Here is a 16481-nt window from a genome sequence, read left to right as displayed (position 1 = left end):
TTTGAGAAAACGGGATGAAGAAAGTCGATGGAAAATAATCGCAATTTCTTCCTTGCCATTGCTCTTTCGTTTGTCGTCTTGTTCGGCTGGCAATATTTTGTCGCCGGACCACAGATGCAGGCAGAACAGGAACGGCAAGAACGATTGGCAGCGCAGAAGCAGACTGCCGAACAGAGCCAGACAGCTGCACCAACCGAAGCCCAGCCGGGCACGGTGCCAAGCGTCTCTGCAGGCAATGTGGCCGTTCCGGGCACCGTGCCGCAGGTCAGCGAAACGGACATGCAGCCGTCCAAGCGGGTTGATATCAAGACCGAAAATCTGACCGGTTCCATCAATCTCACCGGCGCACGCATCGACGATCTGCATCTGAGCAAATATCGTGAGACCCTTGATAAAAACAGCGCGACCATCACGCTGTTGTCTCCATCGGGTAGCACGAAGCCTTATTATGCCGAGTTCGGTTGGGTGGATGGTGGCAGCAAAGCCAGCTTGCCAAACAGCAAGACCGAATGGACCGCAGAAGACGGCGCGACACTGACCCCCGAGACCCCACTGGTTCTCACTTGGGACAATGGCGCAGGCTTGACCTTCACGCGCACCATTAGCGTTGACAATGACTATCTCTTTTCGGTCGAGCAGACCGTCAAGAATAACACCGACGCTGCCGTTGCCCTTTATCCTTACGGTCTTGTGTCCCGTCATGGTCAGCCAGCAACTGCGGGGCTTTATATTCTGCATGAAGGCCTGATCGGCGTTGCCGGCGAAGAAGGTCTGCAGGAAGTCGACTATAAGGACATCACGGAAGACCGTTTGGTTCAACCGGTGAAATCCGTTGGTGGCTGGGTCGGTATCACCGACAAATATTGGGCGACCGCGCTGATCCCAAGCCAGAAGAATGCTTTCCAGCCAGCCTTCCGCTACAATGAGATCGCGGGCAAACCGGCCTTCCAGTCCGATTATCTGGGTGATCAGGTCAGTGTCCCGGCCGGGGGTGAGCTTTCCTATACCTCGGCTCTGTTTGCCGGTGCCAAGGAAGTCAGCACTCTTGAAGCGGTGCAGGAAAAGACCGAAGCGCTGAATTTCGATCTGATGATCGACTGGGGCTGGTTCTACTTCATCACCAAACCGATGTTCTGGGCGATCGACAAACTCTATGGTCTGGTTGGCAACTTCGGTATCGCGATCCTGCTGATCACTGTTCTGGTCAAGTTGATCTTCTTCCCGCTCGCCAACAAGTCTTATGCTTCCATGTCGAAGATGAAGCTGTTGCAGCCGAAAATGGAAGAAATCAAGAAGCAGTTTGGCGACGACAAGCAGGGCCAGCAGCAGGCTGTGATGAAGCTCTATCAGGAAGAAAAGGTCAACCCGCTTGCCGGTTGTCTGCCGATCCTGATTCAGATTCCGGTCTTCTTCTCCCTCTATAAGGTCCTCTATATCACCATCGAAATGCGTCATGCGCCTTTCTTTGGCTGGATCAAGGATTTGTCCGCGCCGGATCCGACCAACATCTTCACCTTGTTTGGTCTGATACCGTGGGATGCGCCAAGCTTCCTCGTTCTGGGCATTTGGCCGCTGATCATGGGTATCACCATGTTCGTCCAGATGAAGCTGAACCCATCCCCGCCGGATCCAACCCAGCAGATGATCTTCAACTGGATGCCAGTGATCTTCACCTTCATGCTGGCCACCTTCCCGGCTGGTCTGGTGATCTACTGGGCATGGAACAACTCCCTGTCGATCCTCCAGCAGGCAGCCATCATGCGTCGTCATGGTGCCAAGGTTGAGATCTTCAAGAATATCAAGGACACCTTCTCGCGCAAAAAAGCCGAGAGTTAGGGCCTGACACAAAAACGACAAAAAAGGCGACCCAATCGGGTCGCCTTTTTTGTTGCGTTGATGCCACTAAGTATGACGGAAGGAAGCGCGGGTGTTTGGCTGCTGTTGCACTGTCCACCCAGTTTGATATGCTGTTCCCATCGACCCTATTGCATCCAGCCTACCGAGGACCCGTGTCGTGATTCTCTGACCACAGCAGCCCTTTATGCCTTTTCGCCCGCGCATCCGTTCCGCCTTCTTTGACGGGGTGGCCTTCATATTCGCGCACGATGGCTCGGCTGCTGTCTTTCGTTGATCCCTTTCCAGACGAAACAGAGAGACATCCATGCAAGATCAGACACGCACGCATCCCGACCCGAACTATCCCTATCCGAAGGCCGAATTCAAACGCTTCGCCTTTTTGAAACCGCTCATCACCAACCCGCACATTTCGGTTGGCGACTTTACCTATTATGACGATCCTGACGGGCCGGAAAAATTCGAGCAGCGAAATGTGCTGCATCACCATGATTTCCTTGGCGACCGGTTGATCATTGGCAAGTTCTGCGCCATCGCTACCGGGGCGACCTTCATCATGAACGGGGCCAACCACGACATGACCGGCATCTCCACCTACCCCTTCGGTGTGATGGGCAATGGTTGGGACGCGGATTTCGACATCGAGATTTTCAAGGCGCAATCCCGGGGAGACACCGTGGTTGGCGATGATGTCTGGATTGGCCGCAAGGCCACGATCCTGCCCGGCGTGACGATCGGTTCCGGCGCGATCATTGCCTCCAATGCAGTGGTCAGCCGTGATGTCCCGACCTATGGCATCGTTGCGGGCAATCCAGCCAAACTGGTCAAAAGCCGTTTCGCGCCCGAGGAGATTGAACGTCTGCTGGCGATCGGTTGGTGGAATTGGCCGGTGGCGATGATCACCCGCTATCGTACACGCATTCAGGGTGGGGACATCGATGCATTGGAACAGGCCGCCCGCCCGCTGCGGTCCGATGAATTCGGTGGTCCTCCGGACGCGCAATCTGGCGATCAGTGAAGCGCTTTTGCCGCGATTTCCCTTGAGTCTTTCCCCAAGGCAAGCTAACGATGGCCTGCCTTGGTGTATTCACCCTCAACCGGAAGCCGATCATGACCGACCACGACCAGACCGCCCCTATGCCCGAAGACAATCAGGACGCCTCCCTTGCGGCGCTTGTCGGCGATGATGAGGTCGAGGAAGAGATTGCAGAGCGTGGCCGATTGCTGTTTGCTCAGGCATGGGATTTCATGTGGGGCACCAAATTCTTCCACCAGCTGCCACCCATCGAAGGCGTCGAAATTGCGTTCGCTGGGCGCTCAAATGTTGGCAAATCCTCGTTGTTGAATGCCATCACGGGCCGCAAGGCACTGGCCCGGACCTCCAACACACCGGGCCGGACCAAGGAACTCAACTTCTTCCGCCCGGAAAAAGAGCCTACCTTGGTTATTTGCGACATGCCCGGCTATGGCTATGCCAAGGCGTCCAAGAAAGAAGTCGCCGCCTGGAACGAGCTGATCCTCGATTATCTGCGTGGTCGCCCCAATCTGCGCCGTGTCTATGTCCTGATCGACAGCCGCCACGGGCTCAAGCCCAATGATACCGAGGTGATGACGACGCTCGACAAGGCGGCGGTCAACTATCAGGTGGTGTTGACCAAGGTCGACAAGACCAAGCTCTCCGACCTGAACAAGGTGATCGACAAGGTGCGTCTGGGCCTGAAAAAACGCCCTGCTGCCCACCCGGAAATCCTGCTCACGTCATCAGACAAGAAGATCGGCATCAAGCGCCTGCGGGCGGAAATGCAGCTCTTGGCCGAGGGCGATTAAGCAGCCGGGGCCAATTGGCTTTGGAAAATTTTATTCTTTAAGCATGCCTGTTTACAGCATAGTTGCCTCCGAGTGCCGGAAGGTCTATAGAGCTTTGTCAGAATGTAATCCCAAAGCATGAGATCATTGCCATGTCTGACACCGCTCAACCCGACGCTCTGACCAAGGCCGCCAACCGCGCCAAAACCATTTCCCAAGCACTTCCCTACATGCAGCGCTATGATGGTCAGTCGGTGGTGGTCAAGTATGGCGGCCATGCCATGGGAGACCCGGAACTGGGCCGTGCTTTTGCCCGAGATATCGTGCTGCTGAAACAATCTGGCGTCAAACCGGTGGTCGTACATGGCGGCGGGCCGCAGATCAAGACCATGCTCGAACGTCTTGGCATTCAGTCCGAATTCAAGGGCGGCCTGCGCGTCACCGATGCCCACACCGTGGAAGTTGTCGAAATGGTGCTGGCTGGCTCGATCAACAAATCCATCGTCAGCAACATCAATGCCGAGGGCGGCCGGGCCGTTGGCCTGTGCGGCAAGGATGGCAATATGGTGTTGGCGGAAAAGCTCACCCGCACCATCCGTGACCCGAACAGTGCAATCGAGGAAGTGGTCGATCTCGGTTTTGTTGGCGAGCCGAAAAAGGTTGACCGGTCCGTGATCGACATGGTGGCCCGTGATGCCCTCATTCCGGTTATTGCGCCGGTTGCCCCCGGTGCCGACGGCTATACCTACAACATCAATGCCGACACCTTTGCCGGTGCCATTGCCGGAGCGGTTGATGCCAAGCGCCTGTTGTTCCTGACGGATGTGCCCGGCGTGCTCGACAAGGACGGCAAGCTGATCAAGCAACTGACCATCAAAGAGGCCCACGCCCTGATCGCCGACGGGACAATCAATGGCGGCATGATCCCCAAGGTAGAAACCTGCATCGAAGCCCTCAACAAGGGCGTCGAAGGGGTTGTTATCCTTGATGGCAAGGTGCCGCACGCGGTGCTGCTCGAACTGTTCACCGAAGGTGGCGCGGGCACCCTGTTGACCCACTGAGTGGGTCGATTGAGCGAAATCATCAAAGGGAGCCTCTGGCTCCCTTTTTTGCGTTTCAAATTTTGCCAGACAGCGTCTCGCAAACGGACTGCCGCATGACTTGACAGCGCATTGATCACATATCTCCCCGGAAAACTGCTTATTTCGCTTGCAAAGACAGATGGTTGGGGCATTGTCAAAGGGAAATACCTGCCCAATTTGCAGGTGATACTTGAGAGTGAAACATGACAACCAAGGACATCGACGTGATCGTCCGGCTGGCAACCCATGAGGATATTGCCGCCATTACCAGCCTGAGCGTGAAAGTGTATGGGGACGATGCCATACAGGAAGAGATGCTCGGCGGCCAGATTTCAACCTTCCCGGAAGGCCAGTTTGTCACCACCTACAATGGTGAGGTCATTGGCCATTGCGCCACCTTTATCATTTCCGGCGACATCGCGCTCAAGCCCCACACATGGCACGGCATCACTGGCTATGGCTTTGCCTCCCGACACAATCCGGACGGTGATTATCTCTATGGCATGGAAGTGATCGTGGATGAGCGCTTCCGCGGACTGCGTATTGGTCAGCGTCTCTATGATGCCCGCAAGCATTTGTGTGAGGAATATGAGCTCAAGGGCATTGTTTTTGGCGGCCGTATGCCCAATCTGAAAAAGCGGGTGAAAAGATGGGGGTCGCCGGAGAACTATCTCGAGCAGGTCCTGAGCGGCAAGCAGAAGGATCCGGTGATCGGTTTCCAGATGCGCAATGGCTTCGAGGTGATTGGCCTGCTCAAGGGCTATCTGCCGTGTGACAAGCCATCTCTGGGCTATGCGACCCATATGGTCTGGTACAATCCCAAGATCGATCGGGATCAGCCCAAGCCGCATTCCATGCGCGGCCTGTCGCGGGATTCGGTCCGTGTGGCGTCGGTGCAGCTTCAGGCCCGTAAAGTGTCCTCTTTTGAGGATTTTGCTGCCCAGCTTGAATATTTTGTCGATGTCGCAGCGGACTATCGATCCGATTTTGTCGTCTTCCCCGAAATGCTGACCATTCCGCTTCTGTCCATTGAACGCAAACGCCTGTCGCCGCAGGAATCGATCGAAAAACTGTCGACCTATACGGAGAAGTTCGTCACCTTCATGCAGAATCTGGCGATTTCCTACAATATCAACATCATCGGTGGCAGCCATCCCACCTTGATGAAGGATGATAGTCTGGAAAATTTGGCCTATGTCTTTCTGCGCACAGGTGCGGTCCATACCCAGTCGAAGATCCATCCGACACCAAACGAGAGCTATTGGTGGAATATTGAGGGTGGTGACAAACTCAAGGCGATCCAGACAGACTGCGGCCCGATCGGGGTGCTGGTCTGTTACGATTCCGAATTTCCCGAACTGACACGCCACCTGACGGATCAGGGCATGAAAATCCTGTTTGTGCCTTTCTGCACCGATGAGCGGCAGGGCTATCTGCGTGTGCGTTATTGCTGTCAGGCCAGAGCGGTGGAGAACCAGATCTATGTGGTCACCTCCGGCATGGTCGGCAACCTGCCGGACGTGGAGAATATGGATGTGCATTATGCCGAGAGCGGCATTTTCACCCCATGTGATTTTCCCTTTGCCCGCGATGGCATTGCGGCACTGGCCGATACCAACACCGAAACCATCATTTTCTCGGATCTGGTGATTGATCAACTCAATGTCAGCCGCAATTCTGGCACGGTTCAGAATCTGAAGGACCGCAGGTTTGACCTATACCGGGTGGAGTGGAACCCCAAATCCCCACCCCAGCAGGAACCGGCCATCAAGCTGAACAAAAAATGAGCCTCGTTTGACGGCTGCCTGCAAATCAGGCAGCCGTCAACCACCATTCGATTGGCTCAGCCGGCCTCGTTCTTCGCTGGTGTGAAGGGCAGATCTGCCTTTTGTTGTTCGCTCATCCGCAGGATATCAGGGTGGGCCATTGGATCTCTTGCATAGTCCATTTCCTGATGTCTGCAATCGTAAAATAAACGCCCCCTCTGGAGCAATCGCATCCAAAAACAGGCAAAGAACGTCGAAAATACATGTGTCATGCCCTCCTTATGGCGAGACTTGCGGTTTTTGGGAATCGACTTCTGGAGGCATGGCGTTTAGATTTGCTAAATGCAAAACCTAAACTCGCTCTCGCTGTCGACGCTCAGGACCATTGAGGTGCTCGCCCGCCATGCCACATTGCGCGGGGCGGCTGATGAGCTTGGCGTCACGCCCGGCGCGCTCAGCCAAAGACTGGCAAAGGCAGAAGCCGCCTTGGGCCAAACACTGTTCATCCGCTCCTCGACCGGCCTCGAACCAACGAACACATGCCGCGCGGTCGCGTCCAGACTGACAGCAACCTTTCGGGACTTGTCGGGCATTGTCGCCGATTTGCAGCAAACCCGGAAGAATAGTCTGACGGTGACCGTCGCAACGATTTTTGCCAGCCGCTGGTTGATCTGGCGGATCAAGCATTTCACCGACCAGAATCCGGATATTTCCCTGCATATTCTGCCAGCCAATGATGTGGTGGATCTCGACAATTCCGAAGCTGATGTCGGCATTCGCGTCGGCCCTGATATGGGAGCTGGCGAAGGTGCGACGAAGCTGCTGGACAAACGGGTTTTTCCGGTCTGTTCTCCGGCAATTGCTGCGCAAGTCAAAAGCCCCGCCGACCTTCTGGCGTTCCCTGTGATCCGTGAGAATGAAAACTATATCGGCTGGGATGCCTGGCTGTCCGATATGGGGGTGAAGGATACAGCGCTCAAACCCGGCCCCACTTATCCTGACGGCTCCCTTTGCCTTGATGCGGCAATGACCGGGCAGGGGATTTTCATGGCGTGGGAAACGCTGGCCTGTGATGCCCTGGAGCGCGGACTGGTCGCCTCGCCCTTTGCCCTCCGGTCCGAGGTTGGGTCGAGCTACTGGTTCGTTACCAGCAAACAGGCCGAAACCAATCAGGCGGTCAAGCGATTCCGCTGCTGGCTGATCAGGGAGCTGGAAGACTCGCTGCAACAATGGGGTAGCGACGCGAGCGAACCCGACTGAAATTTTTACGTCTAGTTGTCGGGTTTCGAGTGACGCCACTATGTAGCAGACTGATCATATGGACAGATATCACTCAACGCATGCAGAACGCCCGTCATTCCTGCCAATATCAGTGGGACCATAGTGTCGCCAACGATAACGGCAACAGGTTTATTGATTACTGATATTAGAATTAGCGAAGAACTGCATAGCGTTGCCGCAGAGTATGCTGTGGCAACTTTATCTTTTAGTCTCTTGGCATGAAATCTGGGTGTCCGTTTGGAGAATGCGTCCCAACAAGTGTTGATTAGGACAAAAACAGCCATCCAGAAAAAGTAAAAAACCGCTACTTCAGACCTGTCTTTTGGAAAAATTAAAGCTAATTCTTGCACTCGGTTAACCAAAGAAAATTTGTCTTGCGATCTGTCCAACGATACCAAGCAATCCACCACCGAGTGCGAATTCGTCAAAGTACAGGTCTGCCTTGATACCATTTATCCAATCATGAGCGATAGCGGCAAACGCTAAATCCATAGCGCCCAAAGCAGCTAAACCCAAGGTTGTGCCTAAAACCGCACCTTTTGCAAGGGCAGAGCCAACCATTAAGTATTTCCAGATTTTGGATCGATTTTTCATACTACGTACTTTGGGGTGCTGTTTTGACGGTATAATATGCATTTTGGTTACCTTTAGTTGTGCTAGCACGGAAATGTATCACCCGTCAAGTTGATGAGAATAAGTCGAATTTCGATTCAACAAATATCTAGCCGCTCACGATGCATATCTGAGCTAGGCTCGAATATCGAAGAAGTTTGGTGGTGGCTGGAAAAATGATCTGAGCAAGAAGTTACCATCCAGTTAAAAATAGAAGGGCTTCATTTCTGGCATTTGGGGCAAAAGAAGGTTGACCGCCCGCTTTGGGTGAAGCGTTCAATTGTCCCCGAGCAAGCCTCATTCTGGCACGGGTCACCCTCCCGGTCATAGACCTTGAAACGATGCTGGAAATAGCCAAGCGATCCATCCGCGCGGGTGTGATCGCGCAAGGTTGATCCCCCCGCCTCAATCGCTTCGGCGATGGTGGCGCGGATCTCGTCGGTCAGCAATTGAAGCTTGGCGGATGCCTTGCCCGCCTTGGTGACAAGGCTGCCCGCCGCGCGTTTCGGATCGAGCCCTGAGCGATACAGCGCTTCGCAAACATAGATATTGCCAAGGCCCGCAATGATATGCTGATCGAGCAGGGCAGTTTTCAGCGGCGTCTTCTTGCCAGAGAACCGCGCCGCCAAATAGGCCGCATCCAGCATGTTGCCCACCGGTTCGACCCCCAATTTGGCAAAATAGGGATGCTCGGCCAGAACCGCGCGTGGGATCAGATCGAAAAAGCCGAAGCGCCGTGGATCATTGTAAAGCACCGACGCGCCAGAGGTCAGGTGTAGCACCACATGATCATGCTGTGGCAGCTTGCCACGCGCCCGGTGAAAGCTCTCCTTACCGATCAAATGAGCGTCTTCTGCCTCCACCACCCGGAACGAGCCGGACATGCCCAGATGCATCACCAGAACCTGCGCATCATCCAGATCGGCCAGCAGATATTTCGACCGCCTGCCAAGGGAAATCACCTGCCGCCCTTGCAACCGCTCGGCCAGTTGGTCTGGAAAGTCAAAGCGCAGATTTTTGCGCCGAACATCGGCTTGTCGAATGGTCACCCCTTCCATGACCGGGGCCAGACCCCGGCGCACGGTTTCAACCTCAGGCAATTCAGGCATGAAAGCTCCCTACAAGTCCGCCTGCATTTCCGCCTTAAGGGCAGCGATCAGGGCGAAGATGTCCTCTTCGGTATTGTAATAATGGGGTGCGGCCCGCAACATCAGCGGCAACTGGCGGCGTTCCCCATCAATGCGTGTGCTGGACAGGGTGGATGTTCCGATGGCAATGCCATTTTCCCGCAATTTGTTGACCGTTACCGCCGGATCGAGCCCCTCAATGGTGAAGCTGACAATGGCACATTGCTCGGCGCCGATATCGCGGATCTGAGCACCCGGCAAGGTCAAAAGCTGCTCGCGCAATAGGGTGGCGAGGCCAAAAGAGCGCTGCTGGATCGCATCAAGGCCGAGTTCTAGCGCATAGTCGCAGGCTGCTTTCAGGCCGGCACGCAGGGCATAATTGTTTTCCCAGTTTTCAAAGCGCCGCGCATCCGGTCGCAGTTCATACGCATCGCGGGAGACCCACGGGGCGGCAAAATGGTCGATCATCACCGGCTCCAGCGTCTCGAGCCACTTTTCCCGCACATAAAGAAAACCAGACCCACGCGGTCCGCGCAGGAACTTGCGGGCCGTGGCCGACAGGAAGTCGCATTGCAGCGCTTCGACATCCACCGGCATCTGCCCCACCGCCTGACAGGCATCAAGCAGGAAGGGAATGTCGTGTTGCTTGGCTATCGCGCCGATCTTCTCTGCCGGATTGATCAGACCGCCATTGGTTGGAATCCATGTCGTGGCAATCAGAGCTGTCTGCTCGGTGATCATCTCTTCGAGTGCCACCACATCCAGCCCGCCAGAGGCATCACTCGGCACCACATCAATGATGATCCCGTCGCGCTTGGCCCGTTGCAGGAAAGCGACGTAATTGGCAGCATATTCCGCTTCACAGGTGAGAATCCGATCTCCAGCCTTCAAAGGCAGAGAATAAAAGGCCATGCACCAGCCGACCGTGGCATTTTCCACCAGAGCGATTTCCTGTGGCTTGGCATTGAGAAGCCGCGCCACGCTGTCATAGGTGGCGTCCAGCTCTTCCGCTCGCGCCCGATAGGCTTCATAGCCGCCAATCCGGGCTTCAAGTTCAGTATGCGCGACGATGGCGTCGACCACTTGCTGGGGCATCAACGCAGCGCCGCAGGCCAGCAAGTGAATGCCATGGCGGGTTCCGGGTGTGTCTGCGCGAACTCTCTCGATATCCATGATTAGATTCATGATTGTTTCCCATCCTCTGACGATGCTATTGCCCCATTTGTAAGGGCGACACCGTATCAATGGCATCCGCCCGTGGCAAGGCGCGTTCTGGCCGGATCATTTCACCGGTCAAGATCATGCCTCTCGCTCGCCAAACGAAAGCGTTAGAGACCCGCATACTAAAAGCGGTGGCGGCCAATGGCATTTGTCGAAAAGATGGGCTAAGGTCGCGCCAAAGTTGGAACAGGGCCGCTCCGAGAGGGCGGCTGGCAGGACGAAGACATGTCGGCACAAAACAAACAGCGCACCGAAGACGTATCCGAAATGGCCACTTCCTTTGGCTTTGAAGCCGTGAAGGAAGGGGAAAAACAGCCCAAGGTGAACAAGGTGTTTCATCAGGTTGCAGAGCGTTACGACGTGATGAATGACCTGATGAGCGGTGGCATGCACCGCCTTTGGAAAGATGCTTTCGTTGCCTGGCTCAATCCGCCCCAACGCTCGACCAAGCCGTTCAAGCTGCTTGATGTAGCCGGTGGGACGGGAGACATTTCCTTCCGGGTGATTGAACGCTCTCGCAGAACCGCCCATTCCACGGTGTTCGACATCAATGGGTCCATGCTGGCGGTCGGCAAGGATCGCGCCAAGGAAAATGGCCTGATCGACTATCTCGATTTCGTCGAAGGCAATGCCGAAGAGCTGCCATTTGAGGACAATAGCTTCGACGCCTATACCATCGCTTATGGCATCCGCAATGTGCCGCGCATCGACAAGGCCCTGCGTGAAGCCTTTCGGGTGCTCAAGCGCGGCGGTCGCTTCATGTGCCTTGAATTTTCCGATGTCGACATGCCTGTGCTCGACAAGGCTTATGATCTGTTTTCCTTCAACGCCATTCCCGCCATCGGTGACATGGTGACCGGTGATCGCGAGAGCTATGAATATTTCGTCCAGTCGATCCGCAAATTCCCCAACAAGGCGCGATTCAAGCTGATGATAGAAGAGGCCGGTTTCAAGCAGGTGACCTATCGGGCCATGTCTGGTGGCATCACCACCATGCATTCGGGTTGGAAATTGTAAGGGAAAGCAGAGAGATCATGATTGGTGCGTCTTCCTCTCTTATCCGCCTCATGCGGGCAGGCTACATTCTGGCGCGTGAAGGGGTCTTCTCGATCATCGAGCCGCCTGCGGAGCTGCCTCTTGTGCCACGGCTTGGCCTGTCGGCTTTGCGCCTGATCGAACGGCGCGGGATTTCCACTCGCAACAAGGGCGAACGGATGAGCGCCGCCCTCAATCGCCTCGGACCTTCTTATGTGAAGATGGGCCAGTTTCTGGCCACCCGACCGGATCTGGTCGGCCCGGAGCTTGCCGAAGCCCTGTCCAGCCTGCAGGACCGTGTCCCGGCCTTTGGTATGCAAGAGGCCAAGGTTGCCATCAAGGAGGCCTTGGGCAAGCCGGTTGAAGATCTCTTTGACAGCTTTTCCGAACCCGTTGCCGCCGCTTCCATCGCGCAGGTCCATAAAGCCAGCTATGTCGACAAGGCAGGCATCAAGCAAGACGTCGCTATCAAGGTGCTCCGCCCGCGCATTGCCGAGCGCTTCAAGGCCGATCTGGCTGGTTTTTACCTTGCCGCCCGGTTGATCGAAGCCGTCCATGTGCCTTCGCGCCGCCTGCGACCGGTGGCCGTTGTCGACACGTTGGCGCGCTCGATTGAGCTGGAAATGGATTTCCGCCTCGAAGCCGCCGCCATGAGCGAAATGGCCGAATATTGCCGTAACGACGAGGACTTCCGTGTGCCGGACGTCCATTGGGACAAATCGACCAAGTCCGTGATGACCATGGAATGGATCGACGGCATCAAGCTCAATGACATGGAGGCGCTGAAAGCCTCCGGCCATGATCTCTCCAAGCTTGGCACCACGGTCATTCAGTCTTTCCTGCGCCATGCCCTGCGGCAAGGCTTTTTCCATGCGGACATGCATCCGGGCAATCTGTTTCTCGACCCGCAAGGCCGTCTGGTGGCCGTCGATTTCGGCATTATGGGCCGCATCGGCCCCAATGAGCAGCGCTTTCTGGCCGAAATCCTTTATGGCTTCATCAGTCGCGACTATCGCCGGGTGTCTCAGGTTCATTTCGATGCGGGCTATGTGCCTTCTCATCAGGATGTCGACACCTTTGCCCAGGCCCTGCGCTCCATCGGTGAGCCGATCCATGGGCGGGAGTCTGCCGAAATTTCCATGGCCGGCCTGCTCAGCCAATTGTTCGAATTCACAGAATTGTTCGGCATGGCAACCCGCACCGAGCTGATCCTGCTGCAAAAGACCATGGTCGTCGTCGAGGGGGTTGCCCGGATGATGGATGGCGGCCTCAATCTCTGGAATACATCGGAACCGGTGGTCAAGACATGGATGGAGGCCAATCTCGGCCCCACCGCCAAGGTCAAGGAAATGGCCTCCGGCCTCGCCACGCTCGGCACCCTGTCCGCAGGTCTGCCGGAAATGGCCCGCCGCGCCCAGAGCCTTTCGGAGAGCTTTGATCAGATGGGCCGAAATGGTATGCGTCTGGATGCCGAAACCGTGGCGGCCATCGGTCGGGCCGAAGCCCGTGAAAGCCGCTCAGGGCGTGCTGCGCTCTGGGTTATCGCTCTTGCGCTCAGTGCCATTGCCATCCATCTTTGGAGCTAATCCCGCATCAGACGGGTCACATCAGATCACATTTGGGTCTAACCATCGGGGGCTTTTTGCCATGCTTGCCAACAAACGCATTCTGTTGATCATTTCCAGCAGCGTCGCCGCCTTCAAGGCAACCGACATTGCCCGCCTGTTGATCAAGCAGGGCGCCAGCGTCAAGGTCATCCTGACGCGCAATGCAACCGAGTTCGTCTCGCCCCTGACCCTTGCGGCCTTGACCGGTGAAGCGGCGATCACCGAATTGTTCGACCTCACGCGTGAGCAGGAAATCGGCCATATTGAATTGTCCCGCGACGCCGATCTGGTGGTCGTGGCACCCTGCACGGCCAATCTGATGGCCAAGATGGCCCATGGCATTGCCGATGATCTGGCCAGCACGACCTTGCTGGCGACCGACAAGGACGTGTTGGTCGCACCGGCGATGAATGTGCGCATGTGGCTGCATCCGGCCACCCAGCGCAATCTCGCCCAACTGAAGGCCGACGGCATCCATTTCGTTGGCCCCGATGTCGGTATGATGGCCTGCAACGAGGAAGGTCCGGGCCGTCTGGCCGAACCGGACGCCATCATCGAGGCAATTGATGCCTTGCTCGACGAACACGATAAGCCGCTTTCTGGCAAACATGTGCTGATCACCGCCGGCCCGACCCATGAACCGATTGATCCGGTCCGCTATATCGCCAACCGCTCGTCGGGCAAGCAAGGCTATGCCTTGGCGGCAGCCGCCCGCGCCGCCGGTGCCGACGTGACCTTGGTTTCCGGTCCCGTCAATCTCGATCCGCCCGCAGGCGTCACATGCATCAAAGTCGAAACTGCCCAGCAGATGCATGATGCAGTGAGCGACCATCTGCCTAGCGACGTTGCTATCATGGCCGCCGCCGTCGCCGACTGGAAAGTCGCCAATCAGGGCACCGAAAAAATCAAGAAAAAGCCCGATGGCAGCCTGCCGGAATTGCATTTTTCTGAAAATCCTGACATTGCCCGTTTCGTTGGCACCCATCCCAGCCAACGCCCGACCCTCGTGGTTGGTTTCGCTGCCGAAACACAAAATCTCGAAACCAATGCCGGGGCAAAGCTGAAGAAAAAGGGCGTTGACTGGATCATTGCCAACGATGTGTCACCTGAGACCGGTATCATGGGCGGCGATCGCAACAGCGTGAAGATCGTCCGGGTCGATGGCATCGAAGCCTGGCCGGACATGGAGAAGGGTGACGTTGCCAAACGCCTGATCGAACGCATTGCCCAAGCACTGGACGGCATGGCGCAAGTCTGATGAACCGGTGGCATCAGCCCCAAGACCAGTCAGGGAAAGGACATCCAATGGCCAAACCGCGTCTCTTGATCAAGACCTTGTCGCATTTCGACGGTCTGGAGCTGCCAAGTTACAAGAGCAAGGAAGCTGCAGGCCTTGATCTGCAAGCCGCCAATCCGGCGGATGCGCCGATGCTGCTCAAAGCCCATGGCGGTCGCGCTTTGGTGCCGACCGGTTTTTGCATGGCGCTCGAACGAGGCTTTGAGGCCCAGATCCGCCCGCGCTCTGGCCTTGCCCACAAGCATGGGGTGACCCTGCTCAACACCCCGGGCACCATCGATTCCGATTATCGTGGTGAAGTGAAGGTTCTGATGATCAATCATGGCGACGAGGATTTCACCGTCGAGCGCGGCATGCGCATCGCCCAGATGGTGATCGCACCGGTTCTGCATATGAAGGTCAAACAGGTGGATGTGCTGGACGACACCGATCGCGGTGCAGGCGGGTTCGGCTCCACCGGCCACTAACTGCGGAAAGAGCGCCGGATGCTCTTGGTCAGCGGGTCGAGCAGGATCTGCAGAAAGGTCCGTTCTTCCGTCTGCATATAGGCCTCCACCGGCATGCCGGGAAACAAATCGGGCAGCATCGTGGTCTCATCAATGATCACCTCTATCCGCGCAACGAAATAGGCGACCTGCGTGCGCTGATTGATCCGTCGGTCCGGGGAGACAAAATCCACCCGTGCATCGACCGGCTGCACTTCGGACGCGTCAAAGGCGCTCAGCACCAGTTTGGCTGGCTGACCGACGGCAACCTGCTCGATGTCGGCCGGGTTCAATTCCACTTCCACCAACAGCCGCTCGCCTTCAGGCACAATCTCGACAATCGACTGGAAGGCGGCGACCGCACTGCCCACCGTGTTGACATGCAGCTTGTTGATGATGCCCGCCTTCGGGGCGACCAGTTCAACCCGGGCAAAGGCCTTCTCGGCGGCGGCCAGTTTTTTCTGCAGGACGAGCTTTTCGGCCCGGATGGATGACAGATCCTTGGCTACCTGCTCGGCGAAAGTCTGGCCAATCTGCGCCAACCGTGCATCCAGTTCCGCGATCCTGTGCGGCAGGCTATCGATTTGGCCCTTGATCTTCTGATAGGCGACATCAACCTCAGCAAAGCTCTTCTTTGTCTCCTGAACTGCCAGCTTGCTGACCGCCCCTTTCTTCAAGAGCTTTGTGCGGGTCTCGACCTGCTCCTTGAGGATCGAGCGCCAGGATTGCTGTGCCTCGATTTCGGCCTTCAACCCTTTCAATTCGGACAGCAGAGCCTGCCTTTGCTGAGCAACAATGTCCTCTTCTTTGGCTCGAAGTCTCTGACGGACTGAATATTCTTCTTTCTGATCCGAAACGAACCTTTGGAATTGGTCATTCGTCAGAGCTTTCTCAGCAAAGTCATGATCTGTCGGTGGGAAATCCGTGTCAGTCTGCTCTGCCACCAGACGGGCCTCGCGGACGATCAGATAGGTCAATTGTGTTTCGATCTGTTCCAGTTCGGCAAAGCGTTCGACATCATCAATCAGGATCAACGGATCGCCCTTTTTTACCGTCTGCCCCTCGCGCACCAGAATGCGCGAAACAACCCCGCCGCTTTCGTGGGTGATGGTCTGGGTGTCGCCTTCCTTGACCACATGCCCTGTGGCAATCACCGCCCCACGCAAGGGGGCAAGGCTGGCCCATGATCCGAAGCCGACAAAAAAGGCCACCAGCAAGAAGGCGCCGAGACGCTTGGATCGCTCAAAAGAGATCAGATTGGCAACTCTATCGTCAATGGGCTCCCGGGACATGTTCATTCCTTTTCCG

At 56.2% G+C, this 16481-nt stretch carries 14 protein-coding genes; 10 read left to right on the top strand and 4 right to left on the bottom strand.

Annotated elements, in window-relative coordinates:
- Positions 1-27 precede the first annotated feature (27 nt).
- The 6 genes from yidC (at position 28) to DSD30_RS03285 (ending at position 7768) form a co-directional block, all read left to right on the top strand.
- The gene (gene yidC / locus DSD30_RS03310) at positions 28-1836 is read left to right on the top strand and encodes a membrane protein insertase YidC (RefSeq protein ID WP_114008145.1); all 1809 of its coding nucleotides are present in this window, start codon (positions 28-30) and stop codon (positions 1834-1836) included.
- A gap of 325 nt (positions 1837-2161) precedes the next feature.
- Complete coding sequence (locus tag DSD30_RS03305) at positions 2162-2872, top strand: CatB-related O-acetyltransferase (protein ID WP_114008144.1); 711 nt, start codon at positions 2162-2164, stop codon at positions 2870-2872.
- A 119-nt stretch (positions 2873-2991) separates the two neighbouring features.
- Positions 2992-3681, top strand: a complete 690-nt coding sequence (gene yihA / locus DSD30_RS03300) for a ribosome biogenesis GTP-binding protein YihA/YsxC (RefSeq protein ID WP_114008607.1) — start codon at positions 2992-2994, stop codon at positions 3679-3681.
- Between the two features lie 131 nt (positions 3682-3812).
- Positions 3813-4721, top strand: a complete 909-nt coding sequence (gene argB, locus DSD30_RS03295; protein WP_114008143.1) for an acetylglutamate kinase — start codon at positions 3813-3815, stop codon at positions 4719-4721.
- Positions 4722-4945: 224 nt separating this feature from the next.
- The gene (locus DSD30_RS03290; protein ID WP_114008142.1) at positions 4946-6529 is read left to right on the top strand and encodes a bifunctional GNAT family N-acetyltransferase/carbon-nitrogen hydrolase family protein; all 1584 of its coding nucleotides are present in this window, start codon (positions 4946-4948) and stop codon (positions 6527-6529) included.
- A gap of 321 nt (positions 6530-6850) precedes the next feature.
- Positions 6851-7768 carry a LysR substrate-binding domain-containing protein gene (locus DSD30_RS03285; RefSeq protein ID WP_114008141.1) on the top strand — a complete coding sequence of 306 codons (918 nt, stop codon included), beginning with the start codon at positions 6851-6853 and terminating at the stop codon, positions 7766-7768.
- A 375-nt stretch (positions 7769-8143) separates the two neighbouring features.
- On the opposite strand, the gene DSD30_RS03280 is transcribed toward DSD30_RS03285, so the two are convergent.
- From DSD30_RS03280 to DSD30_RS03270, 3 genes are all read right to left on the bottom strand, one after another.
- Entirely contained in the window at positions 8144-8383 is a 240-nt protein-coding gene (locus DSD30_RS03280) for a hypothetical protein (RefSeq protein WP_157967543.1), read from the bottom strand.
- Positions 8384-8622: 239 nt separating this feature from the next.
- Positions 8623-9510: a bifunctional DNA-formamidopyrimidine glycosylase/DNA-(apurinic or apyrimidinic site) lyase gene (gene mutM / locus DSD30_RS03275; protein ID WP_114008139.1), complete on the bottom strand. Its 888-nt coding sequence runs from the start codon at positions 9508-9510 to the stop codon at positions 8623-8625.
- Between the two features lie 9 nt (positions 9511-9519).
- Complete coding sequence (locus DSD30_RS03270; RefSeq protein ID WP_245418339.1) at positions 9520-10713, bottom strand: aminotransferase class V-fold PLP-dependent enzyme; 1194 nt, start codon at positions 10711-10713, stop codon at positions 9520-9522.
- 261 nt (positions 10714-10974) lie between these two features.
- Between DSD30_RS03270 and ubiE the strand changes: the two genes are divergently transcribed.
- From ubiE to dut, 4 genes are all read left to right on the top strand, one after another.
- A complete protein-coding gene (gene ubiE, locus DSD30_RS03265) occupies positions 10975-11766 on the top strand; it encodes a bifunctional demethylmenaquinone methyltransferase/2-methoxy-6-polyprenyl-1,4-benzoquinol methylase UbiE (RefSeq protein ID WP_114008138.1) in 792 nt (263 codons plus the stop codon).
- A gap of 17 nt (positions 11767-11783) precedes the next feature.
- Positions 11784-13370: a 2-polyprenylphenol 6-hydroxylase gene (gene ubiB, locus DSD30_RS03260; protein WP_114008137.1), complete on the top strand. Its 1587-nt coding sequence runs from the start codon at positions 11784-11786 to the stop codon at positions 13368-13370.
- A gap of 61 nt (positions 13371-13431) precedes the next feature.
- Positions 13432-14649 (top strand): bifunctional phosphopantothenoylcysteine decarboxylase/phosphopantothenate--cysteine ligase CoaBC, encoded by a 1218-nt coding sequence (gene coaBC / locus DSD30_RS03255; protein ID WP_114008136.1) that lies wholly within the window; start codon positions 13432-13434, stop codon positions 14647-14649.
- A 47-nt stretch (positions 14650-14696) separates the two neighbouring features.
- The gene (gene dut / locus DSD30_RS03250) at positions 14697-15155 is read left to right on the top strand and encodes a dUTP diphosphatase (protein WP_114008135.1); all 459 of its coding nucleotides are present in this window, start codon (positions 14697-14699) and stop codon (positions 15153-15155) included.
- Here dut and DSD30_RS03245 read toward each other — a convergent pair.
- Positions 15152-16465 (bottom strand): HlyD family type I secretion periplasmic adaptor subunit, encoded by a 1314-nt coding sequence (locus DSD30_RS03245; RefSeq protein WP_157967542.1) that lies wholly within the window; start codon positions 16463-16465, stop codon positions 15152-15154. The genes dut and DSD30_RS03245 overlap by 4 nt on opposite strands.
- Positions 16466-16481: the final 16 nt, after the last annotated feature.

Origin of the sequence: Cohaesibacter intestini (genome assembly GCF_003324485.1) — a bacterium.
In the GTDB taxonomy this organism is placed as follows: Bacteria; Pseudomonadota; Alphaproteobacteria; order Rhizobiales; family Cohaesibacteraceae; genus Cohaesibacter; species Cohaesibacter intestini.
The sequence above is the reverse complement of the archived record's forward strand: the minus strand, read 5'-3'. Positions and strand labels throughout refer to the sequence as shown.

Coding starts and splice junctions, on each gene's coding strand:
- yidC (WP_114008145.1), top strand. CDS start 28: ATGGAAAATAATCGCAATTTCTTCCTTGCCATTGCTCTTTCGTTTGTC.
- DSD30_RS03305 (WP_114008144.1), top strand. CDS start 2,162: ATGCAAGATCAGACACGCACGCATCCCGACCCGAACTATCCCTATCCG.
- yihA (WP_114008607.1), top strand. CDS start 2,992: ATGCCCGAAGACAATCAGGACGCCTCCCTTGCGGCGCTTGTCGGCGAT.
- argB (WP_114008143.1), top strand. CDS start 3,813: ATGTCTGACACCGCTCAACCCGACGCTCTGACCAAGGCCGCCAACCGC.
- DSD30_RS03290 (WP_114008142.1), top strand. CDS start 4,946: ATGACAACCAAGGACATCGACGTGATCGTCCGGCTGGCAACCCATGAG.
- DSD30_RS03285 (WP_114008141.1), top strand. CDS start 6,851: ATGCAAAACCTAAACTCGCTCTCGCTGTCGACGCTCAGGACCATTGAG.
- DSD30_RS03280 (WP_157967543.1), bottom strand. CDS start 8,383: ATGAAAAATCGATCCAAAATCTGGAAATACTTAATGGTTGGCTCTGCC.
- mutM (WP_114008139.1), bottom strand. CDS start 9,510: ATGCCTGAATTGCCTGAGGTTGAAACCGTGCGCCGGGGTCTGGCCCCG.
- DSD30_RS03270 (WP_245418339.1), bottom strand. CDS start 10,713: ATGAATCTAATCATGGATATCGAGAGAGTTCGCGCAGACACACCCGGA.
- ubiE (WP_114008138.1), top strand. CDS start 10,975: ATGTCGGCACAAAACAAACAGCGCACCGAAGACGTATCCGAAATGGCC.
- ubiB (WP_114008137.1), top strand. CDS start 11,784: ATGATTGGTGCGTCTTCCTCTCTTATCCGCCTCATGCGGGCAGGCTAC.
- coaBC (WP_114008136.1), top strand. CDS start 13,432: ATGCTTGCCAACAAACGCATTCTGTTGATCATTTCCAGCAGCGTCGCC.
- dut (WP_114008135.1), top strand. CDS start 14,697: ATGGCCAAACCGCGTCTCTTGATCAAGACCTTGTCGCATTTCGACGGT.
- DSD30_RS03245 (WP_157967542.1), bottom strand. CDS start 16,465: ATGTCCCGGGAGCCCATTGACGATAGAGTTGCCAATCTGATCTCTTTT.